Source organism: Tropicimonas marinistellae (genome assembly GCF_001509585.1).
Classification (GTDB): Bacteria; Pseudomonadota; Alphaproteobacteria; order Rhodobacterales; family Rhodobacteraceae; genus Tropicimonas; species Tropicimonas marinistellae.
Map to the genome: position 1 here is coordinate 223779 of NZ_LNCI01000002.1, position 16144 is coordinate 239922.

The window sequence follows — 16144 nt, forward strand, 5'->3', positions numbered from 1 at the left end:
GTATTGAAGATGCGCTGTTTTTGCTCACCTCAACTAAGTGTTTCAATGTTGGTGGCGTTCACAAGGAGGAACAGAAGCCAAATTTCCACTGCGAACAGTGAAAGCTTCAGACCAATGTTCGGATATCGCCACGTCGGAACTTTGCGCACGACTTCTCCGCCGACTATCATCGCCACGTAAATCGTCATCACAACTACACCAATGGATTGAACGATAGTTCATGCTGTCTGCCCTCGCTAAAAAACTGTCAGGCTTATTGCGTAGTCCAACCAAGGCCAAGGACCAGTATTCAGCTCCTGAAGTTGAACCCTGCGCCCAAGTCGATGAGGCAGAAGCAACCTGTTCTACGGCCGCATCGAATCCTCATAAGGAGCGGCCTGAACAAGCCACCGAGCCCACACTTCCTAATGCGGGTTCTGGACCAAACGCTTCGGCGGACCACGCAGCGAAACACAGATTGGAAACGGTATTGGCGGGCCCGGACAGAGAGAGATGCTCGTCTAATGAGAACGCGACCGCAGTCGGCAAATCAAGATGTACGGAAGAAACGGCCCTCCCGTTGATCACCGAGCGTGCCGTGCAGCGTGATGAGGCTGACGAAGAAACGATACGCCATCTAAAACAGGCCTTAGCAACACGCCGCTTGCAACAGGCCTCGGAAACGAAGGCTGAAGAGGCCGTCTTGCCTATTGAACGACAACAAGCACCGAAAGAAATGAGGGAGCAGACCTCGGCACCTTCTCCTGGAAGTCGTCCCAAACGACCTTACGACACAGAAGATGAGTCTGTCGTTCAAGAGCTCGTTGAAGATCAGAAATCTCTGTCGGAGGGTGCCTCTAACGAGGCGATTCTTGGAGCACTCGGCACGGCAGACACGTTGGAACAGGAGCCACCTGTCACGGACCTGACAATTAAAGAACTCGTCGCCAATAGCGCGTGCTCCGTTCGTTTGCGCAATGCAATTGACGCGGCGATAGAACTACCTGTGGAGACCGTCAAAGATTACATGCGGGAACCAACGAAATCGCGCGAGAAGTTCCAATACCGCATAAAAAACTTAGGCCGAAAGTCTGCAGCTGAACTACATAACCTTGTGATCAAATCCCCCAATTCTAGATTACTTCATGACCACAAACTCGAGCATGTTCAGGGTCCTCAAGAGGACCCTCTAAAGGCAGAAAAGAAACCGCGTGCCTTTGCCATTGCTCAGCGAATGATGGAGGGGTTGATATTTCCAAACGAAATCTTAAACGGTTCCCCATCGACCCGTCTAAAAAATTCACTGGAAAAGGTGTATGGCGATCGCACGATGCCATTCGCTGAGCTGTTCGCCAACTATGATGATGTCGTACAAACCCTTAGGTGGCGCGGGAACTTCGGTTCCAAGTCAAGAATTGAGCTTGACCAGATGCTTTCTGACGTGCTTGCAGCGCGGCTGTCCGAAATTGGCGTAAGCGAAATCCTTGCTACGAGCATTAGGCGCGTTCTGGAACAAAAAAATACTGACAGCGAGGTGCTTGAAGCCGTTCTTGCGCTTGAAGATATTGAGGCCTGCCCCCCAATCACAAGAACAGTAGTCTCAGAATGGGAAGGGACGGTTAGCGACATCGTCGGGAGGGTCTTGAATGAACGAGACAATCGAGAGCGCGAGGTGATCAAACGCCGTTATGGGCTCGAGGGTGACGTGATAGGTACTCTAGAAGAAATTTCAAATGACTACGGCATCACCCGAGAGAGAATTCGGCAAATAGAATCAAATGCGCTTCGGAAGATGCGCAAAGGAAAAGTGATCGCAGCCCTTTCAGCTGCCCTAAATTCGGAGGATGCCATTGACCTAGTATTTGGTAATCGAAGAGTAATCACTGACGACCAGATCTCCTCCACTTCAAAAGGTTTAGCTGCCGAACTGCGGCTGGCAATAGATATTTGCTATGGAGGGCTAAAGGAATTTCTTGACCATGAGAGCGTCAAAACTGAAGCAGGTTGGACGCTCGAACAGTATTTACTTGAGCTGCCAGAAGAGCTTGAGATACCCGAGGGTTCTCTTCGGCAGCGTTTTATCGCGGCAATCAAGGATGGGTCGCTTCCCATCCGCCCCTCAGATATTGCGGAAAAGTTTCCAGACGTTTCATTGGAGCAACTTAAGGAAGAGCTCGAAGTCAGCTTTTCAGCTGTGATTGATGATGACGTGGTTGTCGCGGCGCCTCGCCTGCCAGCTTCTGTTCGTTACATTCTAATTTTTCGCAAGGCAGCTCATTCGCTACATTGTAGCGAGGTGAGAGCAATGAATCACGAGATATTTGGAAAGGACGAGAGTGTACAACAAATCGGATCAATTCTTGGAGGGTTAGACGAGGCGCTCATCGTTGCTAGGGGTACTTATGACCTCTATGAGAACTTACGGCTGAGCTCGGAAGACCTTAAGGAAATCAGGGATATTGCTCACGTAGGACTTCAGGAGCGCAAGCAGTTTGTCAGCGTTAAGGTTCTTTTTTCTGATCTTTTCCGAGGCTCTACGGAAAAGTATGGACCAGATTTTGATTACTATATGCTTATGGGTATCCTTCAAGACGATGAACGGTTTGATATACGACGGGGTCTGATGGCTGGTCTTGCCAGCTTTGGAGATGGTCAAGGTTTCCAGAGTCTGAGTGAAGCGATCATCGAAGTACTCGCGGAGTCTGACCGCCCGAAATCGCTAGAGGAAATTGCCTTGGCCTTGGAGGGACGCCGTGAGGTTGCTTTGGTATCAATTGCAACCAGTATTAGCAATACACCCCTGGCCCTTTCGGTTGGCCGTGGCCGTTATGATCTCACGAGCCGTGTGTTTGGCGATGAGAAGCATCAAGAACGGCTTCGTGATTGCTGCTGTCTTGCACTTTTCTCGGGACCAAAGTCGGCGCTGGCACTAGCAGAGCTGATTTCGCCGATCGTTGGTGAAAATCGTTCTCGCCTCCTCAAGGGATTCCTTTCGGGGTTGGATTTCTTTGAGGTTAAAGACGATCTTGTTCGCTTGAAGCAGGCACCGAATGAAATTTGTAGGTATGTAGAGGCTCGAGATATGGCGTCGAAGCCGGCCGCGGACGGAACCGTCGACCTCGCTGGGATAAGAAACTACTTAGCGCAACAGGGCCTTCGAGACTTTACAGGTCTAGATCCTGCGCTCGTGCATCCGTCAGAAGAAAACGTGCCAAGTAAGGGTGATGACGAGATTCTCGATAAACTACTGGGAGAGTTTGGGATCTGACCATGAGCCTGATGGATGTTTCGGTGCCCTTTTACGTGACAACGACCGAGCATGACCCGATTGCTGACTTCTTTGACCCGGTTCTCGAGCGTGCGTCGACCTATGACATCGCGGTTGGATATTTTAGCACGGCCTGGCTGCGCGACGCGGCTCATGGGATAACCGAGTTCGCGCGCGCCGGTGGAAAAGCACGATGGATTATCTCTCCTGAGCTTTCCGAGGAGGACTTTCGGGCGCTTGTCGTTGATGCAGAGCGCGCGGAAAAGCAGGTCCGGGATGCTATATCTCGATCCTATGAAGAGCTATTTTCGAAACTAACACAGCGCACTCGTGAAGCTATGGGTTGGTTGATCTTAGACGGCGTCCTTACCTTCAAGATTGGCATTCCGCGCAACCGCCTGTCAGGTATTATGCATGCAAAACAGGGACAGTTCCGCGACAAGGAAGGCAATCGAATCGGTTTTCTTGGCTCATACAATCTGACTGGCGGTGCGCGGACAAATTGGGAGGCATTCAGCGTTTTTTGCGATTGGTCCTCAGAGGAGAGCATGAGTCGCAACGATGCGATCGGATCATCTTTTGAGCGCATGTGGCTGGGCCACGACCCGAACTTAGCAGTATATGATCCGAAAGAAGCCGATCTAAGTGCCTTTGTTGCACAAGCTCGCGGATCGGCTCGCCACTACGATCTTTTCCAAGATCCCAGAATAGAATCCCCTCGTATTCCCTCACATTTTTTGAATGATGGTGGGCTTCGGGATTATCAGGAGGAGGGAATAAAAAACTGGTTCAAGAACAACGGAAAAGGCATTCTCCACATGGCGACGGGAACCGGAAAAACCGTAACCGCACTGACCGCCGTAACCCGATTGAACGAGTACATCACGTCGAAGCAAGGTGAGCTTTTGACCGTTATTGCGGTGCCCTACCAGCATCTAGCTGAGCAATGGGCGAAGGAAGCAAGCGAGTTCGGGTACGACCCCATACTGTGTTACGGCGGCTTAAACCGCTGGATGAACAAAGCACAGAGCCTTCTCAATGATCTACGGGCGAAGGTCCGTCACCATGGAATGTTCATCGTTGTAAACGCATCCCTACGTGACAACCCCTTTCAAGTGCTTATCGAGCAAGCGCCTGGTCATCTTCTGTTCGTTGGTGATGAAATGCACAATTTAGGCGCGCGCAACGCGCTCGAAGCATTGCCGCAGAACGCGCAGTTCCGGCTCGGTCTGTCTGCCACACCTGAACGTTCCGGTGATGAGGAGGGCACATCAGAGCTTCAACGCTATTTTGGGCAAACGGTCCTTGAGTTTGGCCTCGATAAAGCAATCAACGGCGGCTTTCTATGTCGCTATTTCTACTATCCAGTATTGGTTCATTTCGATGAAGAAGAGCAGATTGAGTATGATGAGCTATCCATTCAAATCAGCAAACTATTCGCCCAAGGCGAAAAACCCGACGATCAGGATGGAAGTGAAGCTCTCAAACGCCTGCTAATTCGCCGCGCACGGCTTATCGGGAAGGCCCGGGGAAAGCTGCCAGCGCTCCTCCAGCTCTTGAAGAACCAAGAGAAAGTACACCATACCCTCGTGTACTGTGGCGACAGCAAAGAAGAAGAAAAGCGGTACATCGACACGGCACTTGAGCGGATTGGATCTGGTCTAGGATTACGCGCGAACAAGTTCACTTCTGAGGAAAATGCTGCAGAGAGAAAACGGCTGCTATCGCAGTTCGCATCAGGAGAGCTTCAAGTTCTCCTTGCCATTCGTTGCCTGGACGAGGGCGTCGACGTGCCAATGACACAAACAGCATTTATCCTTGCTTCATCAACAAACCCCAAGGAGTTCATACAACGAAGAGGTCGTGTTTTGCGGAGGTTCCGCGGCAAGGACCGCGCGAAAATTTACGACTTCATTGTGACGCCGAGCCCTGAGCTCCTGGATGACAAGGGTGTTTCCAGTGTTGAACGATCGCTCATGAGGCGGGAGCTTGCCAGGTTCAATGAGTTTGCAGGTCTTGCCGAGAACCATGGAGAAGCGCTATCCAAGATACGGGAGATCAAGGAGAGGCTCAGACTTCTTGATCACTAGATTGTTTTTTCCCAACAATACTTACGCTTACGCCGAGAAAGGGCCGACGTCAGATGAGCAGTGAGAACCTGTCACCCCGCGATATACTACAGGCAGCGTCACCGCGCGTGAGGTCTAGTGTAAATGAGATACTCGAAATCGAGCATGAATATCAGAGTTACCGCAACCTGAGTTCTGCAGGTGGCGTTGAAAAAGAGATCGCGCAGCGCATCAAACAGCTTATTGAACGCGAGGTGAAAAGGTGAGAATTCAACGCCTTGTTCTTCGGAATTTTAGACAGTTCTACGGCGACTGCGTCATTGACTTCGAAACCGATGAGCAGGCGCGTATTACCGTTATACATGGGGAAAACGGCTCTGGCAAAACCTCGCTTCTAAATGCCTTTAAATGGGTGCTGTATGGACAAACTGACTTTGATACAGGCGAGCAAACGATCCTTAACGAGCTCGCTCTTTCAAAAACAGAACCGGACAACATCGTAGATCTATTTATTGAGCTTGAGTTTGAGCACGAGGGATCGATTTATACGGCGAGTCGGAAACAAGAGTATCGTCGTCTGGATGAAGGCCTAAGGGCAGAACCTATAGGAAAGTCTGTGCCCAACCTAAGTTGGGTGGATGCAGAAGGTAAATTTCAGCGCTCCCAAAACCCATCCAACCAGATCAATCAACTTATACCGGATAAGATGCACTCATATTTTTTCTTTAATGGTGAAAGAATTGAGAAGCTCGCAAATGTTTCGGCGGCTGGTGAAATTCGGGATGCAATTCGTACGTTGATGGGACTAGAAATCGTTGAAAGGGCGAGCGACCATTTGGGGCGGCTTGTCATAAAAGAGCTTCGTCGCGAGGCAAGTGAGACAGCGTCTTCAGATTATCGCGAGCTTTTGTCCCGTCAGGAAAAATGTATTGGAGATAAAGAGCAGCAGAAAGAAGCCAAGGCATTGGCACAGCGCAATCTAGCTGGTTATCAGACGGAAATTGACTCGATCAACGCTGCCTACGAGGAAATTTCCGACGTCAAAGCGAAGGCTGAGCGGCGTCGTGCGCTTGAAGATGAAAGCCAGGGCGTAAAAAACGACCTTGAAGAACTGCGTCGGGCGCGCATGGAGATGATTTCTCAAGTGGGGGCTCTTGCGTTTCTTCCGGAGAGCATTTCAAAAGTGTCTGAAAAGCTGGAAGATTGTAGACGACGGGGAGAACTTCCTTACAAGATACGCCGCACATTCGTTGATGATCTGTTGCATGCACGCCGGTGCATCTGCGGAAGTCCACTAGAGGTCGGGTCTTCCGAGCGAGACGCCGTCGAGGCCTATCGTGACAAGGCAACCGGCGAAGATTTGGAGGCTGCCTTCACAGAGACGGTAAGCAATCTGCGTGCAATGCCTCGAGAGCGTGAAAGGCTTTATAGGCAAATAGATATTTGGTCTTCTAAGGAGGCGGAACTTAGACAGCGCCAAAAGTCGATTGCCGAGGAATTGGATGAAATAAGCAACACCTTCGGTTCATCCGAAATTGAAGACGTGAAACGCCTAGAAGAGCGGCGAACAAAGCTTGGTCGACTCCAAGCAGGCGAACAGGTCACAATCGCCAAGGCAAGTGATGCGATCCAACAGCACGATGAAGAGCTTGCTGAACTAAAAAAGAATATCGAAAAAGTTAAGTCGAAGTCCGAAAAGGAGGACGTGTCCCGCCGGCGCTTGGAATTCGCAGAAGACTGTAAGAGGCTGGTGGACAATTTACATGAAGCGCTTGCTGAGGAAACTCGGAAACGCCTTTCTGAGAGGGTAAATGAAACTTTCCGTGCGATCCTGCGGAAGGACTTCTATGCTGAGATTGACCCCGACTATACGTTAAATATCTTCAAGGAGCTTCCAAATTTTGGAAAGCAACTTGTCTCAGAGAAGTCCACGGGTGAGAATCAGGTTATTAGTCTAAGTTTCATCGCGAGCTTGGTAAGCCTCGCCAAGGAACGCAAACGTGCTAAAGGATCATTCTTCAAAGGTGGTGTGTTTCCAATTATTATGGACTCGCCGTTCGGCGCGTTGGATCGGGAATACAGAGAGAAAATTGCAGAGCACATACCTCAACTTGCAGATCAGGTGGTGATTTTTGCTTCCAACTCGCAATGGAGCAAAGAGGTAGACGAGAAATGCCGGCCGTACATTGGTAAGGAGTACAGTCTCGTCTATCACGCACCGAAGTCTGCAGGAAGAAATGAAGACGACAGCTACGTGAAGCGCACGGATGGCCCGGAATTTACAAAGATTGAGGAGGGGTACCTTGGCCGCTAGAGTGAGACGACCTGCCGAATTTGATGACATGCTCAACGAGCTACGGGAGGGAGGATTTTTTTCGACCTACAAGGATGTTTTGGTTTTCGCAGCCGCTCTCGGTTTTCGACGTGGCAATCGAAAAGAGTTTAAGAAGAGCTCTGAGCCAATTGATCTCGAGATTTTTCGAGGTGATTTCGATCGAACGGTTATGAGCATTTTGGCAATCGAGGAATCGGGCGATCCGAAGATGATTGCACCTTCCAACGAGGTTGCGAGGGTTTTGTGTTTCGAGGAGTACGCAAATGGCGGCTTGGAGATCATGAAACGCGAGATTTGGGATGGCAAGCAAGACTGGCGCGAAGGCCTGCTGGCACTCGTCCAGCGAGAGGAGGATGAACATACGATGCTTGATGACATTACAGAGTTGGCAAATTTTTAGAGGGGTACTTGTTGCTTACCTTCGCCTGTGGATGAAAGTGAACATGTGCAGCCGGCTGTATTCATAGTATCCGATGCTGCAGGCGCACTAAATCTTTTGATGATTCCTGTATAATCCACGTAGAGCCGTTAGGTTGCCGAATAACCTTTTTGACAATATTTAATTCAATACCTTAGGCGGAGAACGTTCGATTTCGGTCCTGTCCCCTCCGCCACCAACCATTCGCGAACCCGTGATGAGGTCCCCAGCGGGGCCTTTTTTCTTTTTGGTTCAATAGGGTTTAGCAAGGCTGCACGACTTTCAAAGACTGGCAGTCCGGCTGAAATCGGTCTCTGAACGCCCCGGGGCTCTTTCCATCCGCCCCGTATCCAGATTGAGACGGATTCGAAACTGGATTTCTTTTCAGACACTTGGCGAGAATGGACTGCGCCGCAGTTGAGGTGATTTCGACTGCCATCGGTGCGAACAGAGACACCCAAAGGCGGCGTGACTGTGCACGCTGACGCAAAAGGCCGCGAAAAGTCTTTGATGACAAAGAGACTTTCCGCTCATAGCCTGGCGGCATGTCGAATGGGCCCTGGACAGACAAAGAAAACGACCTGATCGTCACGGATTACTTTGCGATGCTCGTCGATGACATCGCTGGGCACCGCTATAACAAGGCCGAGCACCGGCGGGCGCTTCTGCCATTGCTGCACGATCGGTCCGAGGGATCGGTCGAGTTCAAGCATCAGAACATCAGCGCAGTGCTCAAAGGGCTCGGGGAAAACTGGATCCTCGGCTACAAGCCAGCGTTCAATTTTCAGATGACGCTGGTGGATGCCGTGGCGCGGTGGCTGGCGCTGAACCCCTCCTGGCTCGATCGTACGAAACCTACAGCCAATGCAGGGGTTCTTCGCGAGGCGGTACCGATATGGATTGGCCCGCCGCCAACCTTGTCCAATCAACCGCCGCCGCAGGAACTGGAGCAGATGCTGCACATCGCGCGCAAGTTCAATGTGGCGGAGCGAGATGAAAGGAACATGGCGCTTGGGCGCGAAGGCGAAGAACGAGTCTTGCAGCACGAGCGCAGCGCTTTGAGATCGGCAGGACGCGCTGATCTGGCACGCAAGGTGCGCTGGGTGTCCGAGGAAGATGGTGACGGCGCGGGCTACGATATTGCGAGCTTCGCGCTGGATGGCAGGTCCCGTCTTATCGAAGTAAAAACCACGAATGGCTGGGAGCGGACTCCATTCCACATATCGCGCAATGAGTTGGCAGTCGCGAACGAACGGCGCTCAGAATGGTGCCTGTTCAGGCTGTGGAATTTCGCACGTGAGCCAAAAGCGTTTGAGCTCCATCCGCCGCTAGATGCGCATGTCTCGCTGACGGCTACTTCGTTTCAGGCGAGCTTTCATTGAAGCTCAGCGGAAAGCGCGCGTCGATTGCTCGTGCCACGGCGACGTCTGGAGAACTTGGATTGCTACGGGGTAGGCTGCTTACATGCGTCCCGGCATGGCGAGAGGCGACCTGTTCAAGTACTTTAGGACTAGCCGAGAATGCATCCGCGTCGCGGTGATGATGTATGTGCGGTTTCCACGTTCGCTACGGAACGTTGAAGACGTGCTGCACGAATGCGGCATCGATGTCAGCCATGAGGCGGTGCGATTTTGGTGGCACCGTTTCGGCCCAATGTTCGCGGCCGAGAGCCGCCAGAAACGCGCCGAGCGGTTACGCTCCAGGCCACAATGGCGATGGCATTTGGACGGGATGTTCGTGAGGATCAGTGGGGAACGCCACTACCTTTGGCGGGCGGTCGATCACGAAGGCGAGGTTCTCGAAAATCCCGTGACGAAGACGCGCGACCGGAAGGCGGCATTGAAATTCATACGAAAACCAAAGAAGCGCTGCGGCCGACCGGAAGTCATCGAGACCGACCGGCTCCGAACCTATGGTACCGCGGCGAGGGAAATCGGCGCCGTAGATCAGCAGGAAACGGGCCGCTGGCTCAGCAGTCGGGCAGAGAATTCGCACCTGCCATTCCGACGACGAGAGAGGGCAATGCAGCGCTTTCAGCGAATGCGAAGATTGCAAATGTTTGCCGCCGTCCACACCTCAGTCTTCAACTACTTCAATTCGGAGTGCGGCCTCTCCACCAGAGCCAACTCTGAAAAAATCCGTGCCGCCGCTCTCGCCGGGTAGCGTGGTCTTGGCGCTTTGTAAGGGGCAGGGCTATTGTCCGACCTGAGACCGGTTCGAATTCGTATCGCAGCACCAACTTGGAATATGCGCGATTGCGCGGGTTCTTTCGCCGGGAGTGTTCGGGAATCCATGAACCGGTGTTCGGAGCCGGGTGCGATCTGACACTACCGCGACTTTCCTAGAGCACGCTCAGCAGATTCTTGAGTCTGCTCCGGCACCTGTCCGCGACGAAGTCGATGAAGAGCCGCACCTTGGGATCCTGAAATCGGCGGTGCGGATAGAGGCACCCGAGTGTCGATGCCACAGGTCGGTTGTTGGGGAGCACTTCGACCAGTGCGCCCGACGCGAGATGGTCCGCCACGTCGAATAGTGGCTTGTTGGCAATGCCGCGACTGGCAAGCGCCCAATCGGTCAGTACATCGCCATCGTCCGCGTCGTAGCGACCGCGAACTGAGACGTTTTGCGAACCATCCGGGGTTTTCAGGGTCCAGAAGTACTCCGGAGAGCGCGGAAAACGGAGGAGCAGGCAGTTGTGGTCCTGATCAATCAGGTCGTCGGGTGTATCCGGCATCCCGCGCGCTTCCAGATAGTCCGGAGCGGCACAGAGCACACGTTCGCATTCCAAGATGTTGCGCAGTTTGAGGGTCGAATCCTTCAGGGCGCCGAGGTGGAAAGCAACGTCGAGCCCGTCCTCCAGCATATCGACCTTTCTGTCCGAGAGACGCAGTCGGACGGTCACATCAGGGTAGGCATCGGTGAATTCGGGGACCAGCGGCGCCACGATGCGCCGCCCGAGACCGAGCGGTGCCAGGACCCGTACTGTGCCGCGTGGCGCTCCGGATATCCCGGCCACCGCAGCCTCTGCATCCTCCAGCGCAGCGACGACCTTGATGGCATGGTCGTAGAAGACCTGCCCCGCCTCTGTCGGTGTCAGGGTACGAGTTGTGCGGTTGAGCAGGCGCACTCCGAGCCGGGATTCCAACTCCTTGATCCGTTTGCTGGCCACCGCCGGGGTCAGACGCAGATCGCGCCCGCCTGATGTGATGCTGCCCAACTCGACCACGCGCGCAAAGACCTTAAGGCTTTCAAGGTACTGCAACCGACCCGCTCCCATTTTCAACGATCCGTTGAAATAACTTATCCAATCCGCTGTCTTTGTTGAAGACGGACGCTCGTCTAGCGTCAACGGCGTTTGGAATCGTCGGTAACGGAAAGGGAAGCCATGCAAACCCGCAGCGAAATTCGTTTCCTCCTGAACGAACGACAGGTGTCTCTTTCCGACGTCGAAAGTGACTCGACGCTTCTGGACTTTCTGCGGATCGACCAACGCCTGACCGGAACCAAAGAAGGATGCGCGGAGGGGGACTGCGGCGCCTGCACCGTACTTGTCGGGCGGCTTCATGGCGGTGAGCTCCGCTACGAAACCGTCAACGCCTGTATTCGTTTCCTGGCGTCCCTGGATGGCTGCCACGTTGTTACCATCGAGCATTTGCGTGGACCGAAGGGCGCGCTGCATCCGGTCCAGCGAGCCATGGTGGATTTCCACGGCAGCCAGTGCGGTTTCTGCACGCCGGGTTTTGTCATGTCGCTCTACGCGCTCTGGATGCAGACCCCGCGCCCGAGCGTCGAACAGGTCGAGACGACCGTACAGGGCAACCTGTGCCGCTGCACCGGCTACGAACCCATTGTGCGCGCGGCGATGTCGGTGTCTGACTACGGCACGCCGACGGGCGATTTTCTCGAGGACCTGCGGGATACAACGGCGCGACGGTTAACCGCGTTGCGAGACGGCGTGCGGGTCGATCTGGACACTGGCAACAGCAGGTCGATCCTGCCAGCCGATGCCGCCGATCTTGCCGCCGTACTTGCCGAGGTGCCGGATGCAACGATCATTGCGGGCGCGACCGACGTTGGCCTCTGGGTCACGAAGTTCCTGCGTCGTTTCTCCCCGGCGGTATTCATCGGTCATCTCGATGAACTGAAAGAAATCGTACTCACCGAGGACACCTTGGTCCTTGGCGCAGGTGTGACGTATTCCGAGGCTCAGGACGCGATTTCCGAGGCATTCCCCCACCTGTCCGCATTCTGGGACAGGATTGCCGGCTGGCAGGTGCGCAATATGGGCACGGTCGGCGGCAACATCGCAAACGGCTCTCCCATAGGAGACACTCCGCCGGTGCTGATCGCCTTGGGGGCCGAGATAACGCTGCGAAGCCGCGATGGTCAGCGCCGGTTGCCCTTGGAAGACTACTTCGTTGATTACGGCAAGCAGGACCTTCGGCCGGGGGAGTTCCTGGAGTCGATCCGCGTGCCACGGAACGCAGGGAAGCTACATGGCGCCTACAAGATATCAAAGCGTCGGGACGAGGATATTTCCTCGGCCTGTGTCGGCTTCAATATCTCGGTCGAGGATGGGGTCGTCACCTCTGCCCGCATTGCCTTCGGCGGGATGGCGGCCACGCCAAAACGTGCATTCAACGCCGAAGCCGCGTTGGTCGGTCAACCCTGGTGCGAAGCGAGCCTGCAGCACGCCGCCTCACGTCTGCCGGAGGATTTCACTCCGATCACCGACATGCGCGCCTCCGCCGATTACCGGATGAAGGTCGCACAGAACCTGTTTCGCCGATTCTATCGCGACAATGTCAGCGCGCCGGTCTCCGGCCGCAAGACGGCCTGAGGAGGAGAGTGCAGATGCGCGATACCGTGACGATCCAAGGCGCTGCCCACACCGATTTGCGCCACGACTCCGCCGTCAAGCATGTGACCGGACGTGCCGACTATTGTGACGACATTGCCGAGCCTGCGGGCACGCTGCACGCATATCTCGGGACATCCGAGTTTGCCCACGGGCGCATCAAGGCACTTGACCTCGCTGCGGTTCGGGCCGCGCCTGGTGTTGTGGACGTTCTGACCGCGGCCGACCTTCCCGGCGTCAACGATGTCAGCCCGACGGGTTTGCACGACGAGCCGGTCCTTGCGACCGATCTTGTGCAATTCTGGGGGCAGCCGCTTTTTGCCGTGGTTGCCGAAAGCCGGGATGCCGCACGGCGCGCGGCCGCTCTTGCCAATGTCACATATGAGGCGCTGCCACATGTGTCCGACACTGAAGGTGCAATGGAGGCAGGCTATCCGCATGTGACCAAACCGCTGAAGCTGGAGCGGGGCGATGTCGATGCGCATATCGGCAGCTCCGAGCACCGTATTTCCGGCCGGCTCAAGGTTGGTGGGCAGGACCACATGTACCTTGAGGGGCATATCGCCTTCGCGATCCCCGGCGAGGATGACGACGTGGTGATCCACTGCTCTACCCAGCATCCGAGCGAGGCACAGCACATGGTGGCCCACGTGCTCGGCGTGCCGTCGAATGCGGTTGTGGTGAATGTCCGCCGCATGGGCGGGGGGTTCGGCGGCAAGGAAAGCCAGATGAACCTGTTCTGCGCGGTTGCAGCCGTGGCCGCCAAGCGCCTGAACCGCCCGGTCAAGATCCGCCCCGACCGCGATCAGGACATGACCTCGACCGGCAAGCGCCATGACTTCGTGATCGACTATGACGTCGCCTTTGATGGCGACGGGCGCATCCGGGCTCTCGAAGGCCAGTTCGCGGCGCGCTGCGGTTACTCGGCAGACCTCAGCGGCCCGGTGACGGACCGGGCGTTGTTCCACGCCGACAACGCCTATTTCTATCCCCACGTCCGGCTGACGTCGCGACCGATGAAGACGAACACGGTCTCCAACACCGCCTTCCGCGGTTTCGGTGGTCCGCAGGGGGCTGTCGCGGCGGAGCGGATCATTGAAGAGATTGCCTTTGCGCTGGGAAAAGACCCGCTGGAGATCCGCAAGCTCAACTTCTATGGCGGCGAGGGACGCAACCTCACGCCCTATCACCAGACGGTCGAAGACAACGTTATCGCGCGGCTGGTAGACGAACTTGAGCGGAGCTCCGACTATCAGGCGCGACGCTCTGCGATCATCGCCCACAATGCGAGTTGCGACACGGTCCGAAAGGGCATCGCTCTGACACCGGTCAAGTTCGGTATCTCGTTTACCGCAACCTGGTACAATCAGGCCGGCTCGCTCATCCACATCTACAATGACGGCTCGATCCACCTGAACCATGGCGGCACGGAAATGGGACAGGGGCTGAACACCAAGATCGCGCAGGTGGTGGCCAGCGAGTTGCAAGTCGATATCGGCCGGATCAAGATCACCAAGACCACCACCGAAAAGGTGCCGAACACCTCGGCCACTGCCGCGTCCTCCGGGGCGGACCTCAACGGGATGGCCGCCAAGGATGCCTGCGATCAGCTCAAGGCACGTCTGGTCGCCTTTGCCTGCGATCGCTGGAACGTATCCGCCGAAGAGGTGCGCTTTGCCCCGAACGAGGTTCGGATCGGCTCCGAGGTCATGCCGTTCGACGCTTTCATCGGAGAGGCCTATCGCGCCCGCGTCCAGCTCTCGGCGGCCGGTTTCTACAAGACTCCGAAGATACACTGGGACCGTGACAGGGGCGTGGGCCGGCCCTTCTACTACTTCGCCTATGGCGCGGCGGTGTCCGAGGTCAGTATCGACACGCTGACCGGCGAGTATCGCGTTGAGCGTACCGACATCCTGCACGATGTCGGAAAGTCGCTGAATCCGATCCTCGACAAGGGGCAGGTCGAAGGCGCCTTCGTTCAGGGCATGGGCTGGCTGACCACCGAAGAGCTCTGGTGGGATGATCGCGGCTGCCTGCGTACGCATGCGCCTTCGACCTACAAGATCCCGCTTGCCTCGGACCGGCCGCGCATCTTCAACGTGGACCTTGCAGACTGGTCCGAGAACCGGGAGCTGACGATCAAACGGTCGAAGGCGGTGGGCGAGCCACCTTTCGTCCTTGGGGTTTCGGTGCTGGAGGCGCTGTCCATGGCTGTAGCCTCGGTCGCCGACTACCGCAAATGCCCGCGCCTTGAAGCTCCTGCCACGCCGGAACGCATCCTGATGGCGGTCGAAAGCCTGCAGGCCGGTGGGTCATGACAACGGATCCCTTCTCCAACCTATTGTCCGGCAATGCGCCGGTGATGCGCGTGGAACTCACGCGCGTCCGCGGATCCTCGCCGCGGGAAGCTGGGGCATTCATGCTCGTGGCGGAGGGAGCCATTGCCGGTACGATCGGCGGTGGACAGCTTGAATACATGGCCATCGACAAAGCTCGTGCGCTGCTCCGTTCCGGTGAGACCAACGGCCGTATGGACGTGCCGCTCGGACCGGAGATCGGCCAGTGTTGCGGGGGGAGGGTCGAGATATCGCTGACGATGATGACCGAGGCGGATCGTGCGTGCGAGCGCAACGAGGCGCGCGCCCGGCACTCCGCTCTTCCGCATGTCTACGTGATGGGCGCCGGTCACGTGGGGCGGGCCCTTGCCGATCTGTTCCAGCACATGCCGGTGCGCTGCATTCTCGTCGACAGCCGGGCGGAAGAACTCGCGCTCGATACGGCGATGGTGGAACATCGCCTGAGTGTTCTGCCGGAAGCGGATGTGCGCGCCGCGCCGCCGGGCAGTGCCTTCGTGGTGCTCACCCACGATCACGCGCTGGATTTCCTTCTGACGGCCGAAGCACTCGGCCGTGGAGACGCGGCCTATGTCGGCATGATCGGCTCGGCCACGAAACGGGCGTCGTTCGAACGCTTCTGCCGCACGAACTGCGGCGGTGCGTCGACCGATGCCCTTATCTGCCCCATTGGGGCAAGCGGTAGCCGCGACAAGCGGCCGCCCGTGATCGCCGCGCTGGTTTCAGCCGAAGTGATCACGGCATTGACCTCTGAAACTGCCGCGGAGCGCCCGGAACGGGCAACGTCCTGACGCGTTAGGGACGGGAACCGGGGATGGCTGCCGGGAGAGCGGCTGCATGTCCCCTGCTTTGGGAGGAGGTCC

The 16144-nt window shown here is 55.8% G+C and carries 10 protein-coding genes; 9 read left to right on the forward strand and 1 reads right to left on the reverse strand.

From position 1 onward, the window contains the following. The first annotated feature begins 220 nt into the window (after positions 1–220). From ARC39_RS04435 to ARC39_RS04465, 6 genes are all read left to right on the forward strand, one after another. Positions 221–3247: a sigma factor-like helix-turn-helix DNA-binding protein gene (locus ARC39_RS04435; protein ID WP_078059069.1), complete on the forward strand. Its 3027-nt coding sequence runs from the start codon at positions 221–223 to the stop codon at positions 3245–3247. Positions 3248–3249: 2 nt separating this feature from the next. Next, positions 3250–5337, forward strand: coding sequence for a DEAD/DEAH box helicase family protein (locus ARC39_RS04440; RefSeq protein ID WP_068110687.1), 2088 nt, complete (start codon positions 3250–3252; stop codon positions 5335–5337). 241 nt (positions 5338–5578) lie between these two features. Beyond that, positions 5579–7630, forward strand: coding sequence for an AAA family ATPase (locus ARC39_RS04450; protein ID WP_068110692.1), 2052 nt, complete (start codon positions 5579–5581; stop codon positions 7628–7630). After that, the gene (locus ARC39_RS04455) at positions 7620–8051 is read left to right on the forward strand and encodes a DNA phosphorothioation-associated protein 4 (protein WP_161470929.1); all 432 of its coding nucleotides are present in this window, start codon (positions 7620–7622) and stop codon (positions 8049–8051) included. Before ARC39_RS04450 ends, ARC39_RS04455 begins: the two co-directional genes overlap by 11 nt. A gap of 563 nt (positions 8052–8614) precedes the next feature. Beyond that, positions 8615–9451, forward strand: a complete 837-nt coding sequence (locus ARC39_RS04460; RefSeq protein ID WP_068110696.1) for a protein NO VEIN domain-containing protein — start codon at positions 8615–8617, stop codon at positions 9449–9451. 94 nt (positions 9452–9545) lie between these two features. Then, on the forward strand, positions 9546–10232 hold the full coding sequence (locus tag ARC39_RS04465) for an IS6 family transposase (protein ID WP_068111628.1): 687 nt from the start codon (positions 9546–9548) through the stop codon (positions 10230–10232). Between the two features lie 178 nt (positions 10233–10410). Here ARC39_RS04465 and ARC39_RS04470 read toward each other — a convergent pair whose 3' ends face one another. Beyond that, positions 10411–11331 carry a LysR family transcriptional regulator gene (locus ARC39_RS04470; protein WP_068111632.1) on the reverse strand — a complete coding sequence of 307 codons (921 nt, stop codon included), beginning with the start codon at positions 11329–11331 and terminating at the stop codon, positions 10411–10413. A 123-nt stretch (positions 11332–11454) separates the two neighbouring features. On the opposite strand from ARC39_RS04470, the gene xdhA reads away from it, so the two are divergent. Genes xdhA through xdhC form a run of 3 tightly spaced genes read left to right on the forward strand, consistent with a single transcriptional unit; the run spans position 11455 to position 16072 of the window. Further along, positions 11455–12909: a xanthine dehydrogenase small subunit gene (gene xdhA / locus ARC39_RS04475; protein WP_068110699.1), complete on the forward strand. Its 1455-nt coding sequence runs from the start codon at positions 11455–11457 to the stop codon at positions 12907–12909. 14 nt (positions 12910–12923) lie between these two features. Beyond that, complete coding sequence (xdhB, locus tag ARC39_RS04480; protein WP_068110701.1) at positions 12924–15245, forward strand: xanthine dehydrogenase molybdopterin binding subunit; 2322 nt, start codon at positions 12924–12926, stop codon at positions 15243–15245. Beyond that, positions 15242–16072, forward strand: a complete 831-nt coding sequence (gene xdhC / locus ARC39_RS04485) for a xanthine dehydrogenase accessory protein XdhC (RefSeq protein WP_068110704.1) — start codon at positions 15242–15244, stop codon at positions 16070–16072. Before xdhB ends, xdhC begins: the two co-directional genes overlap by 4 nt. Positions 16073–16144 lie beyond the last annotated feature (72 nt).